13 protein-coding genes are annotated in these 14,622 nt (G+C 74.7%); 3 read left to right on the top strand and 10 right to left on the bottom strand.

The features are described 5' to 3' along the window. Positions 1–150: 150 nt before the first annotated feature. The 3 genes from ABD990_RS25240 to ABD990_RS25230 are packed head-to-tail and all read right to left on the bottom strand — an operon-like array spanning position 151 to position 1,743. Complete coding sequence (locus tag ABD990_RS25240; protein WP_345383232.1) at positions 151–681, bottom strand: GNAT family N-acetyltransferase; 531 nt, start codon at positions 679–681, stop codon at positions 151–153. Next, the gene (locus tag ABD990_RS25235; protein WP_345383231.1) at positions 678–992 is read right to left on the bottom strand and encodes an AzlD domain-containing protein; all 315 of its coding nucleotides are present in this window, start codon (positions 990–992) and stop codon (positions 678–680) included. The genes ABD990_RS25240 and ABD990_RS25235 overlap by 4 nt, the downstream gene beginning before the upstream one ends. Then, entirely contained in the window at positions 985–1,743 is a 759-nt protein-coding gene (locus tag ABD990_RS25230; RefSeq protein ID WP_345383230.1) for an AzlC family ABC transporter permease, read from the bottom strand. The genes ABD990_RS25235 and ABD990_RS25230 overlap by 8 nt, the downstream gene beginning before the upstream one ends. A 291-nt stretch (positions 1,744–2,034) precedes the next feature. On the opposite strand from ABD990_RS25230, the gene ABD990_RS25225 reads away from it, so the two are divergent. Together ABD990_RS25225 and ABD990_RS25220 are read left to right on the top strand one after the other, a co-directional pair. Next, the gene (locus ABD990_RS25225) at positions 2,035–3,402 is read left to right on the top strand and encodes an MFS transporter (RefSeq protein WP_345383229.1); all 1,368 of its coding nucleotides are present in this window, start codon (positions 2,035–2,037) and stop codon (positions 3,400–3,402) included. Positions 3,403–3,490: 88 nt separating this feature from the next. Further along, entirely contained in the window at positions 3,491–5,128 is a 1,638-nt protein-coding gene (locus tag ABD990_RS25220) for a RecQ family ATP-dependent DNA helicase (protein ID WP_345383228.1), read from the top strand. Between the two features lie 33 nt (positions 5,129–5,161). Here ABD990_RS25220 and ABD990_RS25215 read toward each other — a convergent pair whose 3' ends face one another. The 5 genes from ABD990_RS25215 to ABD990_RS25195 form a co-directional block, all read right to left on the bottom strand. After that, the gene (locus tag ABD990_RS25215) at positions 5,162–5,578 is read right to left on the bottom strand and encodes a heavy metal-responsive transcriptional regulator (RefSeq protein ID WP_345383227.1); all 417 of its coding nucleotides are present in this window, start codon (positions 5,576–5,578) and stop codon (positions 5,162–5,164) included. A 224-nt stretch (positions 5,579–5,802) separates the two neighbouring features. After that, entirely contained in the window at positions 5,803–6,831 is a 1,029-nt protein-coding gene (locus tag ABD990_RS25210) for an alpha/beta fold hydrolase (protein WP_345383226.1), read from the bottom strand. Further along, the gene (fmdA, locus tag ABD990_RS25205; RefSeq protein WP_345383225.1) at positions 6,828–8,075 is read right to left on the bottom strand and encodes a formamidase; all 1,248 of its coding nucleotides are present in this window, start codon (positions 8,073–8,075) and stop codon (positions 6,828–6,830) included. Before fmdA ends, ABD990_RS25210 begins: the two co-directional genes overlap by 4 nt. Positions 8,076–8,118: 43 nt before the next feature. Further along, positions 8,119–8,403: an FmdB family zinc ribbon protein gene (locus ABD990_RS25200; RefSeq protein WP_345383223.1), complete on the bottom strand. Its 285-nt coding sequence runs from the start codon at positions 8,401–8,403 to the stop codon at positions 8,119–8,121. Positions 8,404–8,452: 49 nt separating this feature from the next. After that, positions 8,453–9,571 carry a substrate-binding domain-containing protein gene (locus ABD990_RS25195; protein WP_345383222.1) on the bottom strand — a complete coding sequence of 373 codons (1,119 nt, stop codon included), beginning with the start codon at positions 9,569–9,571 and terminating at the stop codon, positions 8,453–8,455. Positions 9,572–9,673: 102 nt separating this feature from the next. Between ABD990_RS25195 and ABD990_RS25190 the strand changes: the two genes are divergently transcribed. Continuing rightward, positions 9,674–10,099, top strand: a complete 426-nt coding sequence (locus tag ABD990_RS25190; protein WP_345383221.1) for a MarR family winged helix-turn-helix transcriptional regulator — start codon at positions 9,674–9,676, stop codon at positions 10,097–10,099. Positions 10,100–10,129: 30 nt separating this feature from the next. On the opposite strand, the gene ABD990_RS25185 is transcribed toward ABD990_RS25190, so the two are convergent. Both ABD990_RS25185 and cobN read right to left on the bottom strand, forming a co-directional pair. Then, positions 10,130–10,861 carry an oxygen-binding di-iron domain-containing protein gene (locus ABD990_RS25185; RefSeq protein WP_345383220.1) on the bottom strand — a complete coding sequence of 244 codons (732 nt, stop codon included), beginning with the start codon at positions 10,859–10,861 and terminating at the stop codon, positions 10,130–10,132. Positions 10,862–10,934: 73 nt separating this feature from the next. Then, the gene (cobN, locus tag ABD990_RS25180) at positions 10,935–14,612 is read right to left on the bottom strand and encodes a cobaltochelatase subunit CobN (protein ID WP_345383219.1); all 3,678 of its coding nucleotides are present in this window, start codon (positions 14,610–14,612) and stop codon (positions 10,935–10,937) included. Between the last annotated feature and the right edge of the window lie 10 nt (positions 14,613–14,622).

Here is a 14,622-nt window from a genome sequence, read left to right as displayed (position 1 = left end):
CGGCCGGACCGGGTGGGCGGCAGGGCCGGTCGGGCGGTGGATGGTGGACCGATCGGTGGAGCGGGTGCCCTCCGGCCACGCCGGGTCCCGGCCCCGGCGCGGCACGCGACCGCGTCACCGGGACCGGGACCGGGCCGGGCCGGGCCGGGATCAGGCCGCGACGAGGGCCGCGTCGCCCGGCGCGGCGAGCTCCGCCGCGAAGCCGACCTCGTGGCCCTGCGAGATCGCGATCGCGGCGGGGAACACCGAGAGGAACAGCGCCTGCGCGGCGACGTTCTCGGCGAGCGCGTCGGCGTGCACCACCCGGTGCCCGGCCGCACGGCCCCGCTCGATCACGGCGCGGACCAGCCGGGAGCCGATCCCGCGGCCCTGCCACTCGTCGACGACCTCGACGGCCAGCTCGGACCGGCCGCCCACGACCGCGATCAGCCGGGCGATCCCGACGGGCCGGCCGGACCCCGTGAAGGCGGCGACGGCGATGTGGCTCCGCCCGTCGACCGCGGCGAGCATCGCGCGCACCTCCGGGGTCGGCCGCGGGGCCGGGGTGTGGAAGCGGCGGTAGCGGCTCGTCGGGGACAACCCGTCCAGCACGGCGTCGAGCACGTCGAACCGGTCCGGGCCGAGCTCCTGGATCCGGATGTCGGCGGTCGGGGCGTGAGGGATCAGGACATCGGCGTTCATCGGAACAACTCCGTGGTGAGCAGGGCGAGGGCGAGGGCCCCGAACAGGGCGATCGGCAGGCTCCGGAACCGGTGCCACAGCACCCAGGCCCCGGCCGCGGCCAGGAGGGCCGGCACCGTCCCGGCGAGCGTGACCGCCCCGTGCGGGGCGAGCAGGGCGGGCACGACGATCGCGCCCAGGACCGCGGGGCCGACGTGCGGCAGCACCCGCGCGAGCGGCGCCGGCGGCTCGGGCCGGGCCACCACCAGGAACGCCGCACGCATCGCGTACATCCCCGCGGCGACGGCGACGAGGACGAGCAGGTCACGCATCACGGACTCCCTCCGGAGGATCGGTGCGCGGCGCCCGCCGCCACGCCTCGGCGGCAACGCCTGCGGTGATGCCGGCCGCGGCGCCGACGAGCAGGCCGAGGCCCAGCGGCAGCGCGGTGACGGCGAGGGCGACCGCGCCGCCGGCCGCCGCGGCGGCGTAGGCGGCCCGGCCGGTGAGCATGGGCAGCAGCAGGAGCAGAAGGGTCAGCGCGGCGGCGAGGTCGACCGGCAGCCACTGCGGCAGCACACCGGCGAGCAGCACGCCGGCGCCGGTCAGCACCTGCCACGCCACGAACAGCGTGGCGCCGACGGTGAGGTAGTAGACGCGGCGCTCGCGCGCCCCGCCCCCGCCGCCGGGCCCGCCGAACCGCCCGATCGCCAGTGCGTAGACCGGGTCGCTCAGCAGGTACGCGCCGAGCCACCGCCAGCGCCGCGGCCACTCCGCGGCGTACGGGGCGAGCGACGCGCTGTAGAGCAGCATCCGCGCGGTGGCGACCAGCGTGGCGGCGACGACCAGGAAGGCCCCGGCGCCGCCGTCGAGCAGCGTGACGGCCACGAGCTGGGCCGCCCCGTTGAACAGCAGCGGCGAGGAGGCCCACGCGACCCCCGCGGGCAACCGCGTCGAGGCCAGGGTGGCGCCCAGCGTGAGGCCGAACGGCAGGTACGCCACGATCACCGTCGCGGAGTCGGCGAGCGCGCGCCGGAACGGTGAGCGGTCCGACGCCAACCTGGCGAAGGCCGGCGCCCTCATGCCGCCACCCGCCACGACGAGGCACGCGGCTCGTCGGCGCCCGGCGGGCCCGGCCGCCCGGGTGTCGCCGGCGGTGCGGGCCGGGGCGGGGTCGGGTGGGGGGTCATCGCGGTCTCCTCGCGAGGTCGGCGGGTGCGGACGAGCCGACGCTAGGAACGCGCCGTTCGGACCCCGTTCGCCGCGCGTCGCCCACCGGGCGGGCGGCGCCGAACGCCGAGCGCGGGGGCGGAACGGAGACCGCCGTGGGATCCCGCTTGACCTCGACCTCGGTTCAGCGTGCAGGCTCGATCCGTGACCGCCCCCGTCCCCTCCGCCCCGTCGGTCCGCGACGAGCTCTTCGGCCCCCACCGGCGCGCGGTGACCGTCGGGATCGTGCTGCTGATCAGCCTCGTCGCGTTCGAGCAGATGGGCGTCGGCACCGCGATGCCCGCGGTGGTCGCCGAGCTCGGCACCGTCGCGGACTACGCCTGGCCCTTCGTCGCCTTCATCGCCACGACCGTCGTGGGCACCGTCCTCGGCGGGCGGTGGTGCGACGCGCGCGGGCCCCGGCTCGTCCTGCTGCTCGCCCCCGCGGTGTTCGGGCTGGGCCTGCTGGTGGCCGGCACCGCGGGCTCGCTGGGCCAGCTCCTGGCCGGGCGGCTGCTGCAGGGCCTCGGCGCCGGCGCCCAGGGCGTGGCCGTGTACGTGCTGATCGCGCTGGTGTACTCCGCGCACGCCCGGCCCGCGGTGTTCGGGCTGGTGTCCTCGGCGTGGGTGGTGCCGTCCCTGGTCGGGCCGCCGGTCGCCGGGCTGGTCACCGAGCACCTGTCGTGGCACTGGGTCTTCCTCGGGCTGCTCCCGCTGGTGGTGCTGGCCGTGCTGCTGGTGCTGCCGGCGGTGCGCGGGCTGGCCCCGCCCCTCGAACCGGCCCCGCCGCACCGCGGGCTCGTCGCGGCCGCGGTGGCCGCCGCACTGGGCGTGTCCGCGCTCAGCTGGGCGGGCCAGCACCCCACGCCCGTCGGCGCGGTGCTCGCCGTGGCCGCGCTGGCGGTGCTGGTGCCCGCGCTGCGCCGCCTCGTGCCGGCGGGGACGGTCCGGGCACGGCGCGGGGTCGCCGCCGTCGTCGCCGGGCGCGGGCTGATCGCCGGGGCATTCTTCACCGTGACCGCCTACCTGCCGCTGATGCTGGCGGCGACCCACGGCTGGTCGCTGTCCGCGGCCGGGCTGCCGCTGATCGTCGGGTCGCTGGGCTGGTCCGCCGCGGCCGCATGGCAGGGCAGGCGGCCCGAGCTGCCGCGGCCCCGGCTGCTGCGGATCGGGATGCTGCTGATCGCGTTCGGGACGGCCGGGCTGCTCCTCGTCGCCCCCTCGTGGGGTGTCGCCTGGGCCGCCCTGCCGCTCTGGCTGGTCGCCGGGGTCGGCATGGGGCTGGGCTTCTCCTCGCTGTCGGCCCTGCTGCTCGCCGGGTCGGCCGCCGACGCGGTGGGCTACCACTCCTCCGCCGCCCAGCTCGCCGACCAGCTGGCCCAGGCGACCTTCGTCGGCCTCGGCGGCGCGCTGCTCGCCGTCCTCGTGACCCCGGCCGTCGCCCTGCCCGTGCTGCTGGTCGTGCTCGTCGTGCTCGCCCTGACCGGGGCGGCGATCGCGTCCCGGACCGCGCCGCACCCGGTCGACCCGTAGGCACGGGCGTCGTCCGGCGAGGAGGTCCGCGACGACCCGGCCCGCGCTGCGCAGGTTGTGACGGCGGAGTCCGGGGTAGCACCCGCCGGTGACGACAGCACGCGAGCGACTGCAGCAGGCGGCGGCGGACCGGTTCGACTTCGCCGAGCTGCACCCCGACCAGCTCGACGGCATGGAGCACCTCGTCGAGGGCCGCGACGTCCTCGCCGTCCTGCCCACCGGCGCCGGCAAGTCCGCGATCTACCAGGTGCCCGCCGTGCTCCTGGAGGGCCCGACCGTCGTCGTGTCGCCGCTCATCGCGCTGCAGCACGACCAGCAGCTGGGGCTCGCCGAGCGCGACGTGCCCGAGGCCGTCACGGTCAACTCCGCCCAGCCGGCGGCCCGCACGAGGCACGCCTGGGAGGCGCTCGCCACGGGTGAGGCCGAGTACCTGTTCCTCGCCCCCGAGCAGCTGTCCAAGGACGAGGTCGTCGAACGACTCGTCGAGGCCGGCATCGGCCTGTTCGTGGTCGACGAGGCGCACTGCGTGTCGGAGTGGGGCCACGACTTCCGCCCCGACTACCTGCGGATCGGGGCCGCGATCGAGCGGCTCGGGCACCCGCCGGTGGTGGCCCTGACGGCGACGGCCGCGCCGCCCGTGCGGGCGGACATCATCGAGCGCCTGGGCCTGCGCGAGCCCCGCGAGATCGTGCGGAGCTTCGACCGGCCCGAGCTGCACCTGACCGTGCGGGTCTACGCCGACGACGACCTGCGGCACCGTGAGCTCGTCGAGCGGGTCCGCGAGCTGCCGAGGCCCGGCATGGTCTACGTGGCGACGCGGAAAGAGGCCGAGCGCTACACCGAGGCGCTGGAGGCCGCGGCGCCGGACGTCCGCGCCGCCCACTACCACGCCGGGCTGAACCGCAAGCGGCGCGAGGAGGTGCACGACGGCTTCCTCGCCGGCGACCTGGACGTCGTCGTCGCGACCTCGGCCTTCGGGATGGGCATCGACAAACCGGACGTGCGGTTCGTGCTGCACGCCGCCTCGCCCGGCTCGCTCGACGCCTACTACCAGCAGATCGGCCGGGCCGGCCGGGACGGCGGGGCCGCCACCGTCGAGCTGCACCACCACCACGACGACCTGCGCCTGCAGCGGTTCCTCGTGGCCCGCCGCCCCAAGCCGGAGGCGCTCCGCGCGGTGCTCACCGCCCTCGAGGAGGGCCCGGCCACCGGCAAGGAGCTCGGCGAGCGCTCGGAGCTGTCACCGCAGCGCCGGACCACTGCGGTCAACCTGCTCGAACAGGTCGGCGCGGTGCAGGTCGAGGAGGGCCGGATCTCCCGCGCCGACCTGTCGGCGCAGGAGGCCGTCGACGCCGCCGTGGAGGCCGCCGAGCGGCACCGCCGGCTGGTCCGCTCCCGCATCGACCTGGTCCGCGAGTACGCCGAGACCGCCGGCTGTCGCCGCCGCTACCTGCTCGGCTACTTCGGCGAGGAACTCGGCGGGCCGTGCGGGCACTGCGACACCTGCGAGGCGGGCTCGGCCGAGGAGCACGTCCCCGAGGACCTCGGCGACGAGCGCGACGGGCTCACCCCCAGCACCCCCGTCCGGCACACGGAGTGGGGCGACGGCGTGGTGCTCGCCACCGAGGCCGACCGGCTGACCGTGCTGTTCGACGAGCGCGGCTACACCACGCTCTCCCGGCAGGCCGTGGAGCAGAACGACCTGCTCGACGTCCGGGAGGCGTAGCCCCCGGGCGCGCCTCGCCCGGGCCCCGGCGGATCAGCGGAGGATGTCGGAGGGCGTGTCCTCGATGAGGTAGCAGACGTGGTCGGGGTGGCAGCGCCCCGTGTCCGGCACCATCGCGGGCGGGACCCGCGCGCGGAGGTCGTCGCGGAGGGCCGTCAGCTCCCTGATCCTCGCCTCGACCGCCGCGATGTGGTCCCTGAGCAGCTCGGCGACGTGCTCGCACGGCGGCCCGACCCGGTCCCGGACGCGCAGCACCTCGGTGATCTGGGCCAGCGACAGGCCCAGGGCCTGCGCGGCCCGGACGAACCGCAGGCGCGTCACGGCCTCGTCGTCGTACTCGCGCAGCCCACCGGGCGTGCGTCGGGGGGCCGGCAGGAGCCCGGCCTGCTCGTAGAAGCGGATCGTGCGCACCCGCACCCCGGACCGCACGGCGAGCTCCCCGATCCGCATCGGACGAGGCTAACCCCGACGGCCCTTGACCCTCCACCCTGCTGGAGGTCCTACGGTGCGACGAGCGGCAGGGAGAGGCGGTCGTCGGTCATGACGGAGGGCGCCGCCCTCCCCGCCGCTGTCGAAGAGCCTCACCCGAGCAGGACCCACCCCCCGCCCTGCTCGGGTGAGGCCGCCCGGTCCGCTCCTCCGCGGTCCGGGTGACCGTGCGCCCGGCGGCTCCGCTAGCGGTCCAGCAGCTCCTTCACCGCGGCGTCGATGAACGCGGTGTCGACCGGGTTCGCCCCGCCGCCCGCGAAGTGCCCCCACACCCCGGGGATCACCCGCAGCTCGGCGTCCCGCAGGTGCGAGACGGTCCACTCCTCGTCCTCCGGCGGGAAGTACAGGTCCTTCTCCGCCGGCATCACGATCGCCTTCGCCCGGATCGAGCCGAGCGCCTCCTCGGTGGAGGAGAACCCGGGCGTCTTCCCGACGTCGCCGTTCCACCAGGTGTCGAGCATGGTGAGGAGGTTGTTCGGGTCCCGGCCGTCGAGGAAGAAGCCCTCCCAGAACCCGACCGCGAAGTCCTCCAACGACGTGTAGCCCATCTCCCGCCACACCTCGTTCCAGTAGAAGGCCTGCGAGAACCCCCAGCCCGCGTAGATCCGGGCGAAGGCCCGCAGCCCGCCGACGGGCCAGTCGTCCGGCGGATACCAGCCACCGTCGAACCCGACGGACGCGGTCAGCGCCGCGCGCAGCGAGTCGAGGAAGACCTGGTTGTGCGGCGCGGTCCGCGGCGACCCGCAGAAGGGCAGCATGCGCTGCACCATCTCCGGGTGGCTGACCGCCCACTGGTAGGTCTGCCCGGCGCCCATCGACCAGCCGAGCACCAGCGGCAGCGTCTCGACGCCGAACACCTCGGTGACCAGCCGGTGCTGCGCCGCGACGTTGTCCCGCACGTTGATCCGCGGGAACCGCGCCCGGTCCCACGGCGGCGGGGTGTTCGACGGCGACGACGACAGCCCGTTGCCCAGCATGTTCGGCACCACGACGAACCACCGGGCCGGGTCGAGCGCCATCCCCTCCCCGATCAGCCACTCGTTCTCCCAGTGCCGCCCGGAGTACCAGGTCGGGTAGAGGATCAGGTTGCCGCGGTCGGCGTCCAGCTCGCCGTAGGTCTGGTAGGCGATCCGGGCCGGCCGCAGCGTCGCCCCGCACTCGAGGGTGAACTCCGGGATCTCGTGGACCTCGTAGGAGGCGTCCGGACCCGTCACGAGCTCACCGCGCAGCTCCCCCGGTCCTTGCGCGCCGGACCGCTCGCCGACGGCCGCAGGTCGTCCTCGAAGATCGCGGTCGGCAGGTAGAGCGAGCAGCAGGCGTTCGGGATGTCGACGACACCCGAGACCCGGCCCTCGATCGGCGCCGACCCCAGCAGCAGGTAGGCCTGGGGGCCGGAGTAGCCGAACTTCTCCAGATAGGTCACGGCGTTGAGGCAGGCGTTGCGATAGGCCTCCGTGGCGTCGTTGTAGAGCTGGGTGTCGGTCTCGTGCTGCACGCCGATGCCGATGAAGGTGAGGAACTCGGAGTACCGCGGCTCGACGTTGCCCGGCATCAGGATCGGGTTCGTCGTCACGCCGTAGGTCTCCATGCCACCCTTGATCAGGTCGACGTGGAAGTCGATGAACCCGCCCATCTCGATGGCGCCGCAGAAGGTGATCTCGCCGTCGCCCTGGGAGAAGTGCAGGTCACCGCCCGAGAACAGGGCACCCGGCACGTGCACCGGGTAGAAGACCCGCGAGCCCCGGGTGAAGTTCTTGATGTCGTGGTTGCCGCCGTTCTCGCGGGCGGGCACGGTGCGGGCGCCGTCGCGGGCGATCTCGGCGAGGACGTCGCCGGTCGCGCTGCCGCCCAGGGTGGCCTCCTCCAACGGAGGCAGCGCCAGCGGCGGGACGCGGTCCGGGTCGGTGGCGATGAGGGCCCGTTCCCGGGCGTTCCACCGGTTGAGCAGCTCATGGCTGGGTGCGGTGCCGAACAGGCCGGGGTGGGTGATGCCGGTGTACCGCACACCGGGGAGGTGGCGGGAGGTGGCGACCTGGCCGCGGAAGTCCCAGATCGCCTTGTAGGCGTCGGGGAACCGGTCGGTGAGGAAGCCGCCGCCGTTCTGCTTCGCGAAGATGCCGGTGTAGCCCCAGCCCTGGCCGGGCGCGTCGCCGATCTGCTGCGGCACCGGGCCGAGGTCGAGGATGTCGACGACGAGCAGGTCCCCGGGCTCCGCGCCCTCGACCGCGATCGGTCCGGAGAGCATGTGGCAGCGGGTCAGGTCGACGTCCCGGACGTCGTTCGCCGAGTCGTTGTTCCCGATCTGGGCGTCCGTCCACTCCCGGCACTCGACGCGGATCGACGTGTCGGGGGCGACGGTCACCGCCGGCGGGATCTCCGGGTGCCAGCGGTTGTGGCCGGGCACCTTCTGGTCGCGCATGGGCTTCGCCTGGTCGACGGAGAAGACGACGTCGGGCATGGCGGTTCCTCCTGGTCAGCGGAGTGATCGAGCCGGACTTGCGTCAGGGACGGGGCAGGCGGGCGTGCCGCGGGTCCCGGCTGACCGGGGTGGCCCGGCGGTTGCGGCCGGGCACCGAGGAGACGACGGCGGGCTCGTCGGCGCTGCGTTCCGAGGCGTCGAGGGCGCGGCGCATCCGGGGGTCGCCCGCGCGCAGCGCCGGTGACTCGAAGACCCGGCGGGCCGCGGTGCCGCACTCGGGGCAGGTGGCGGGGGCCCCCGCCTCGCGCATCGGCCGGATCACGTCGAATCCCCCGCAGTGCGGGCAGCGGAACGCGTAGGTGGGCACGGGCGCCTCCCAATTTGCTGTCATGTGAAACTATGTCGAGCGACAGCAATCAGGTCAAGCGGGCGAGCACGTCGAACTCGAGCCCGTCGGCCCGGGCCAGGTAGACGTCCTGCCGGAGGTGGTTGTGCACCAGCGCGACGTCGCCGCGCGGGCTCTCGTAGGCGATCCCCTCCCCCGCCCCCGACACCGCGTCGACGTCGAGGGAGCCCGCCCGCTCCGCCAGCCGGGCCAGCAGGGTCAGGCCCTCGAAGCAGGACTCGGCCAGCGCGCCGGGCACCGGGGCACGCGGCCCGAACCGCTCGACGTAGCGGCGGGAGAAGTCCAGGCCGGCGGCGGTCGGGAGGCTCTCGAACCAGGCCGCGGCGGAGTACAGCTCCTGGGACGGGCCGCTCGCGAGCAGCATGTTCTCCTCCATCAGCGGACTGAACCGCACGCAGCGCCGGTCCGCCCCGGCGGCGGCGAAGGCGCGGTTGAAGCGCACCGCGTCCGAGCCCACCAGGAACATCAGCACGCCCTGCGCGCCCGAGCGCAGCACCCGCTCCAGCGTCGCCGAGAAGTCCTCGGTCCCCAGCGGGACGAAGACCTGGTCGAGGATCCGCACGTCCGGCGTGGTCCGGGCCCAGGTCCGCGCGGCGCGCGCCGAGACCCGCGGCCACACGTAGTCGTCGCCGACGATGCACCAGGTGCGCACGCCCAGTTCGGCGGCCATCCAACGCAGGCCGGGGAGCACCTGCCGGTCCGGGGTCTCGCCGGCGAGGAACACCCCGGGGGTGCGCTCACCGCCCTCGTAGAGCGGGGCGTAGACGTAGGGCACCCGCCCGCTGACCCGCGGGGCGACCTCCTGCCGCACGGCCGAGATGTGCCAGCCGGACACCGCCTGCACCGCCCCCGCCTCGACGAGCGCGCCCACCTCGGCGGCGACCTCGGCCGGGGCACGGCCACCGTCGACCGCGCGGAGCCGGACCTCGCGGCCGAGCACGCCCCCGGCCGCGTTCAGCTCGGCCACCGCCAGGGCGCCGCACGACTCGCAGGCGGGGCCGAACAGCCCCGCCGGCCCGCTGCGGGGCACCACGAAGGCGACCTCCACCACGTCGCCCGTGCGGCCCCCGCCGCCCACGAGGTCACCGCCGCTCCGCCTGCCGCTCCCGCCGCTGCCGGCCGTGCGCATCGCGGACCTCCCCGGTCGTGTCCGCCGTCGGAGTCCTCCGCGTGAGAGTCTTGACCAGAACGCCCCTCCCCGTCACCCCTCCCCGCAGGAAGTGGACCCGCCGTGAGCAGTGCCCCACCGTCGGTCACCGACACCGGCCTCCTGGACGCGCTCGCCGGTGCGGCGCACCGGGTCGAGCGCCGGATCGAGGCGGCGCTCGGGCCCGACGGTCCCGGGCTCGACCGGTGGCGCGTGCTCGACCTGCTCGCGGACGGCGAGGGCCACCCGATGAGCGGGATCGCCGCGGCCGTCCGGGTCCCCGCGCCGACCCTGACCAAGATCGTCGACCGGTTGATCGACCAGGGGCTGGTCTACCGCCGGGTCGACGAGACCGACCGCCGCCGCGTGCTCGTCCTGCTGTCCGACCGCGGGCGGGAGCTGCACGGGCGGCTCGCCCCGGCCGTTCGGGAGGTCGAGGCGGCGCTGCTGCGGGAGCTCGGCCCGGCCGCGGGTGACCTGCACCGGCACCTCGGGAAGCTCGCCCGCTGAGCGGTGCCGGGCCGTCCCGGGATGCCGGTGTCAGGCCGGGTCACGGGCGGCGAGGGCCTCGTCGAGCAGGCGGTCGTAGGCGTTCCCGAGCTCGGTGAGCGCCGTGGTCGCGTCGCCGCGGAAGACCGGGCCGTGCATCAGGCCGAGCGCCTCGGGACGCAGGTCGGCGAGGGCGCGGACGGCGGGTCCGGTACCCGGGGTCAGCGCCGTGGCGTGGAACAGCGCCTCGGCCGCGAGGGCCGGTTCGACCGGATCGGACTCGGCGACCGCCGGTGCGTGGCCCGTCGCGGTGAACAGGTCCCCGCAGAGCAGCGTCCCGGTCGTCTCCTCGTACAGCAGCCCCGACTCCCAGCCGTGCGGTACGTGCGAGGTGTCGATCCAGCGCACGCGTCGCCCACCGAGCTCGAGGGTCTCGCCGTTCGCGAGCGCGCGCGGCGGACGGTCGGCCAGGTCGTTGAGCGACACCATCACGCCGAGGATCCCGTGGACGATCTCGGCCCGCGGAGCCGCCGCGAGCCAGTCGTTCATGGACCCGCACTCGTCCGACTCGACGTGCCCGAAGGAGATCCAGCGCAGTCGCTCGACCGGTAGCACGCGCGCGACCGCCCCGCTGACCAACGGGAACATCTGCCGCGGCCCGCAGTGGAAGAGCAGCGGCTCCTCCCCCGCCACCAGGTACTGGTTGAAGGCCAGGTTCACCGGCTCCACGAAGGTGGACAGCCGGTAGAGGTCTGGCGCGATCTCGTCGACGGTGGTCTCCATGGCCGGGCCTCCTCGCGTGACGGGGGACCCGAGTGTCCGGCCGATGGAGTCGTGTTGATACCGACTTCCGGCCCTACTCGGCCTCGAGGTCGCCCTCGGTCTCCAGGTAGGCCTGGCGCAACGCGTCGAGCGTGGCCTGCTCCGGCGCCTCCCACAGCCCGCGCTCCACCGCCTCGAGCAGCCGCTCGGCCATGCCGTGCAACGCCCAGGGGTTGGACTCGGAGAGGAACTTGCGGTTGTCCGGGTCGAGCACGTAGCTCTCGGTGAGCTTCTCGTACTGCCAGTCGGCGACGACGCCGGTGGTCGCGTCCCAGCCGAAGAGGTAGTCGACGGTCGCGGCCATCTCGAAGGCACCCTTGTACCCGTGCCGGCGCATGGCCTCGATCCAGCGCGGGTTGACCACCCGGGCCCGGAAGACGCGGGCGGTCTCCTCGTGCAGGGTCCGGGTCCGGACGGCGTCGGGCCGGGTCGAGTCGCCGACGTACGCCTCGGGCGCGGAGCCGGTCAGCGCGCGGACGGTCGCGACCATGCCGCCGTGGTACTGGTAGTAGTCGTCCGAGTCGGCGATGTCGTGCTCGCGGGTGTCGGTGTTCTTGGCCGCCACCGCGATCCGCCGGTACGCCGTCTCCATGTCGTCCCGCGCCGGGGCGCCGTCGAGCCCGCGGCCGTACGCGTAGCCGCCCCAGGTCGTGTAGACCTCGGCGAGGTCGGCGTCGTCCCGCCAGTTCCTCGAGTCGACGAGCTGGAGCAGGCCCGCGCCGTACGTGCCGGGCTTGGAGCCGAAGATCCTCGTCGTGGCGCGCCGCCGGTCCCCCGTGCGCTGCTCGTCCTGCGTGACGTGCGCGCGGACGAAGTTCTGCTCCGCGGGCTCGTCGAGCTCGGCGACGAGCTGGACCGCGTCGTCGAGCAGGGCCAGGACGTGCGGGAACGCGTCCCGGAAGAACCCGGAGATGCGCACGGTGACGTCGATGCGGGGCCGGCCGAGCTCCTCGAGGTCGATCACCTCGAGCCGCGTGACGCGCCGGGACATCTCGTCCCAGACCGGGCGGACGCCGAGCAGCGCGAAGACCTCCGCGACGTCGTCGCCGCTGGTCCGCATGGCGCTCGTGCCCCACACCGACAGTCCGACCGAGCGCGGGTACTCGCCCGCGTGGTCGCGACGGTAGCGCTCGACCAGCGAGTCGGCCATCGCCTGCCCGGTCTCCCACGCCAGCCGGCTGGGCACGGCCTTCGGGTCGACCGAATAGAAGTTCCGGCCGGTCGGCAGCACGTTGATCAACCCGCGCAGCGGCGAGCCGGACGGCCCGGCGGGGACGAACCCGCCGTCGAGGGCGTGCAGCACCCGGTCGATCTCGTGCGCGGTCTCCGCCAGCCGCGGCACCACCTCGGTCGCCGCGAACCGCAGGATCCTCTCGACCGTCTCGTGCCGAAGCTCGGAGCGCGACTCACCGAAGCCCACACCCCGGCTCGCGGAGTCCTGGGCCGAGGTTCCGCGAGTCGCGCCCTCGGCTCCGGTGAGTCGCGCTCGCACCACCGCCGGCGCGGCGTCGGGGTCCCAGCCCGCGGCCTCCATGTCCGCGACCAGGGCGTGGGCCAGGGCCTCCACCTCGTCGACCGCGCCGCGGGCCTCGCTGCCGTCCTCCACCAGGCCGAGCGCCTCGCGCAGACCGGGGACGCTCTGCTCGCCGCCCCACATCTGCCGGGCGCGCAGCATCGCCAGCACGAGGTCGACCCTGACCGGACCCTCGGGCGCGGCCGCCAGGACGTGCAGGCCGTCGCGGATCTGGACGTCCTTGATCTCGCAGAGCCAGCCGTCGACGTGCAGCAGCATGTCGTCGAACTCGGCCTCGTGCGGGCGCTCGTCGAGCCCGAGGTCGTGGTCCATCTTCGCCGCGGTCATCAGCGTCCAGATCTGCTGGCGGATCGCGGGCAGCTTGGCCGGGTCGAGGGCGGAGACGTTCGCGTGCTCGTCGAGCAGCTGTTCGAGCCGGGAGATGTCGCCGTAGGTCTCGGCGCGGGCCATCGGCGGGATCAGGTGGTCGACGAGCGTGGCGTGCGCCCGGCGCTTGGCCTGCGTGCCCTCGCCCGGGTCGTTGACGAGGAAGGGGTAGATCAGCGGGAGGTCGCCGAGCGCCGCGTCCGTGCCGCAGGAGGCGGACATGCCGAGGGTCTTGCCGGGCAGCCACTCCAGGTTGCCGTGCTTGCCGATGTGCACGACGGCGTCCGCACCGAAGCCGCCGTCGGCCGCCGGGGCGGCGAGCCAGCGGTAGGCCGCGAGGTAGTGGTGCGAGGGCGGCAGGTCCGGATCGTGGTAGATCGCGACCGGGTTCTCGCCGAAGCCGCGCGGGGGCTGGACCATCAGCGTGACGTTCCCGGAGCGCAGCGCCGCGACGACGATGTCCCCGTCCTGCACGTAGTGCTCGCCCGGCGCGGGCCCCCAGTGCTCCTCCACGCCCGCGCGGAAGTCCTCGGGCAGGCTGTCGAACCAGCGCCGGTACCGCTCGGCCGAGATGCGGATCGGGTTGCCGGCGAGCTTCTCCTCGGTGAGCCAGTCGGGGTCCTGCCCGCCGGCCTCGATGAGGGCGTGGATCAGCGCGTCCCCGTCCTGCGCCGCGACGCCGGGGAACTCGCCGACGTCGTACCCGGCCTCGTCCATGGCCCTGAGCAGGGCGACCGTCGACGCAGGGGTGTCCAGCCCGACCGCGTTGCCGATCCGCGCGTGCTTGGTCGGGTACGCGGAGAGCATGAGCACGATCTTCTTGTCCGCGTTGGGGATCCGCCGCAGGTTCGCGTGCCGCACCGCGATCCCGGCGACGCGGGCGGCGCGCTCGGGGTCCGGGACGTAGACCGACAGCCCGTCCCCGTCGACCTCCTTGAACGAGAACGGCACGGTGATCAGCCGGCCGTCGAACTCGGGCACGGCGACCTGGGTGGCGACGTCGAGCGGGGACAGCCCGTCGTCGTTGGAGTCCCAGGCGGCGCGGCTGGAGGTGAGGCAGAGGCCCTGCAGGATCGGGACGTCGAGCGCGGCCAGCTCGGCGACGTCCCACTCCTCGTCCTCGCCGCCGGCCTGCGCCGACGCGGGCTTGGTGCCGCCCGCGGCGAGCACGGTGACGACCAGGGCGTCGGCCCGTCGCAGGGTCGCCAGCAGCTCGGCCGGGGCCTGCCGCAGGGAGGCGCAGTAGATCGGCAGCGGCGTCGCGCCCCTGGCCTCGATCGCCTCGCACAGCGCCTCGACGTACGCGGTGTTCCCGGCGAGCTGCTGGGCGCGGTAGTAGAGCACGGCGACCGTGGGGCCCTGCTGCGGGACGCCCTCCCGCTCCAGTACTCCCCATTCGGCCAGGGCGACCGGGGGCGCGAAACCCTCGCCGGTGAGCAGCACCGTGTCGGACAGGAAGGCGTGCAGCTGGCGGAGGTTGTCGGCGCCGCCCTGGGCGAAGTAGGTGTGCGCCTCGGCCGCGACGCCGGCGGGGACGGTGGACAGCTCCATCATCTCGGCGTCCGGCGCCATCTCGCCGCCGAGCGCGACGAGCGGGGTGCCGGAGGCGCGCAGGAGGTCCAGGCCCTCCTCCCAGTACCGGTACCCGCCGAGCACCCGCACCACGACGACGGCGGCCTCGGCGACCATCGCCGGCAGCTCGTCGAGCAGCACGCGGTTGGGGTTGGCCAGGCGGAAGTCGGCGCCGGAGGCCCGGGCGGAGAGGAGGTCGGTGTCCGAGGTCGAGAGCAGCAGGATCGGGGCAGCGCTCATCGAAGGTCCT

The organism is Pseudonocardia yuanmonensis (genome assembly GCF_039542425.1).
GTDB classification, from domain to species: Bacteria; Actinomycetota; Actinomycetes; order Mycobacteriales; family Pseudonocardiaceae; genus Pseudonocardia; species Pseudonocardia yuanmonensis.
This window is presented reverse-complemented; position numbering and strand designations above follow the sequence as displayed.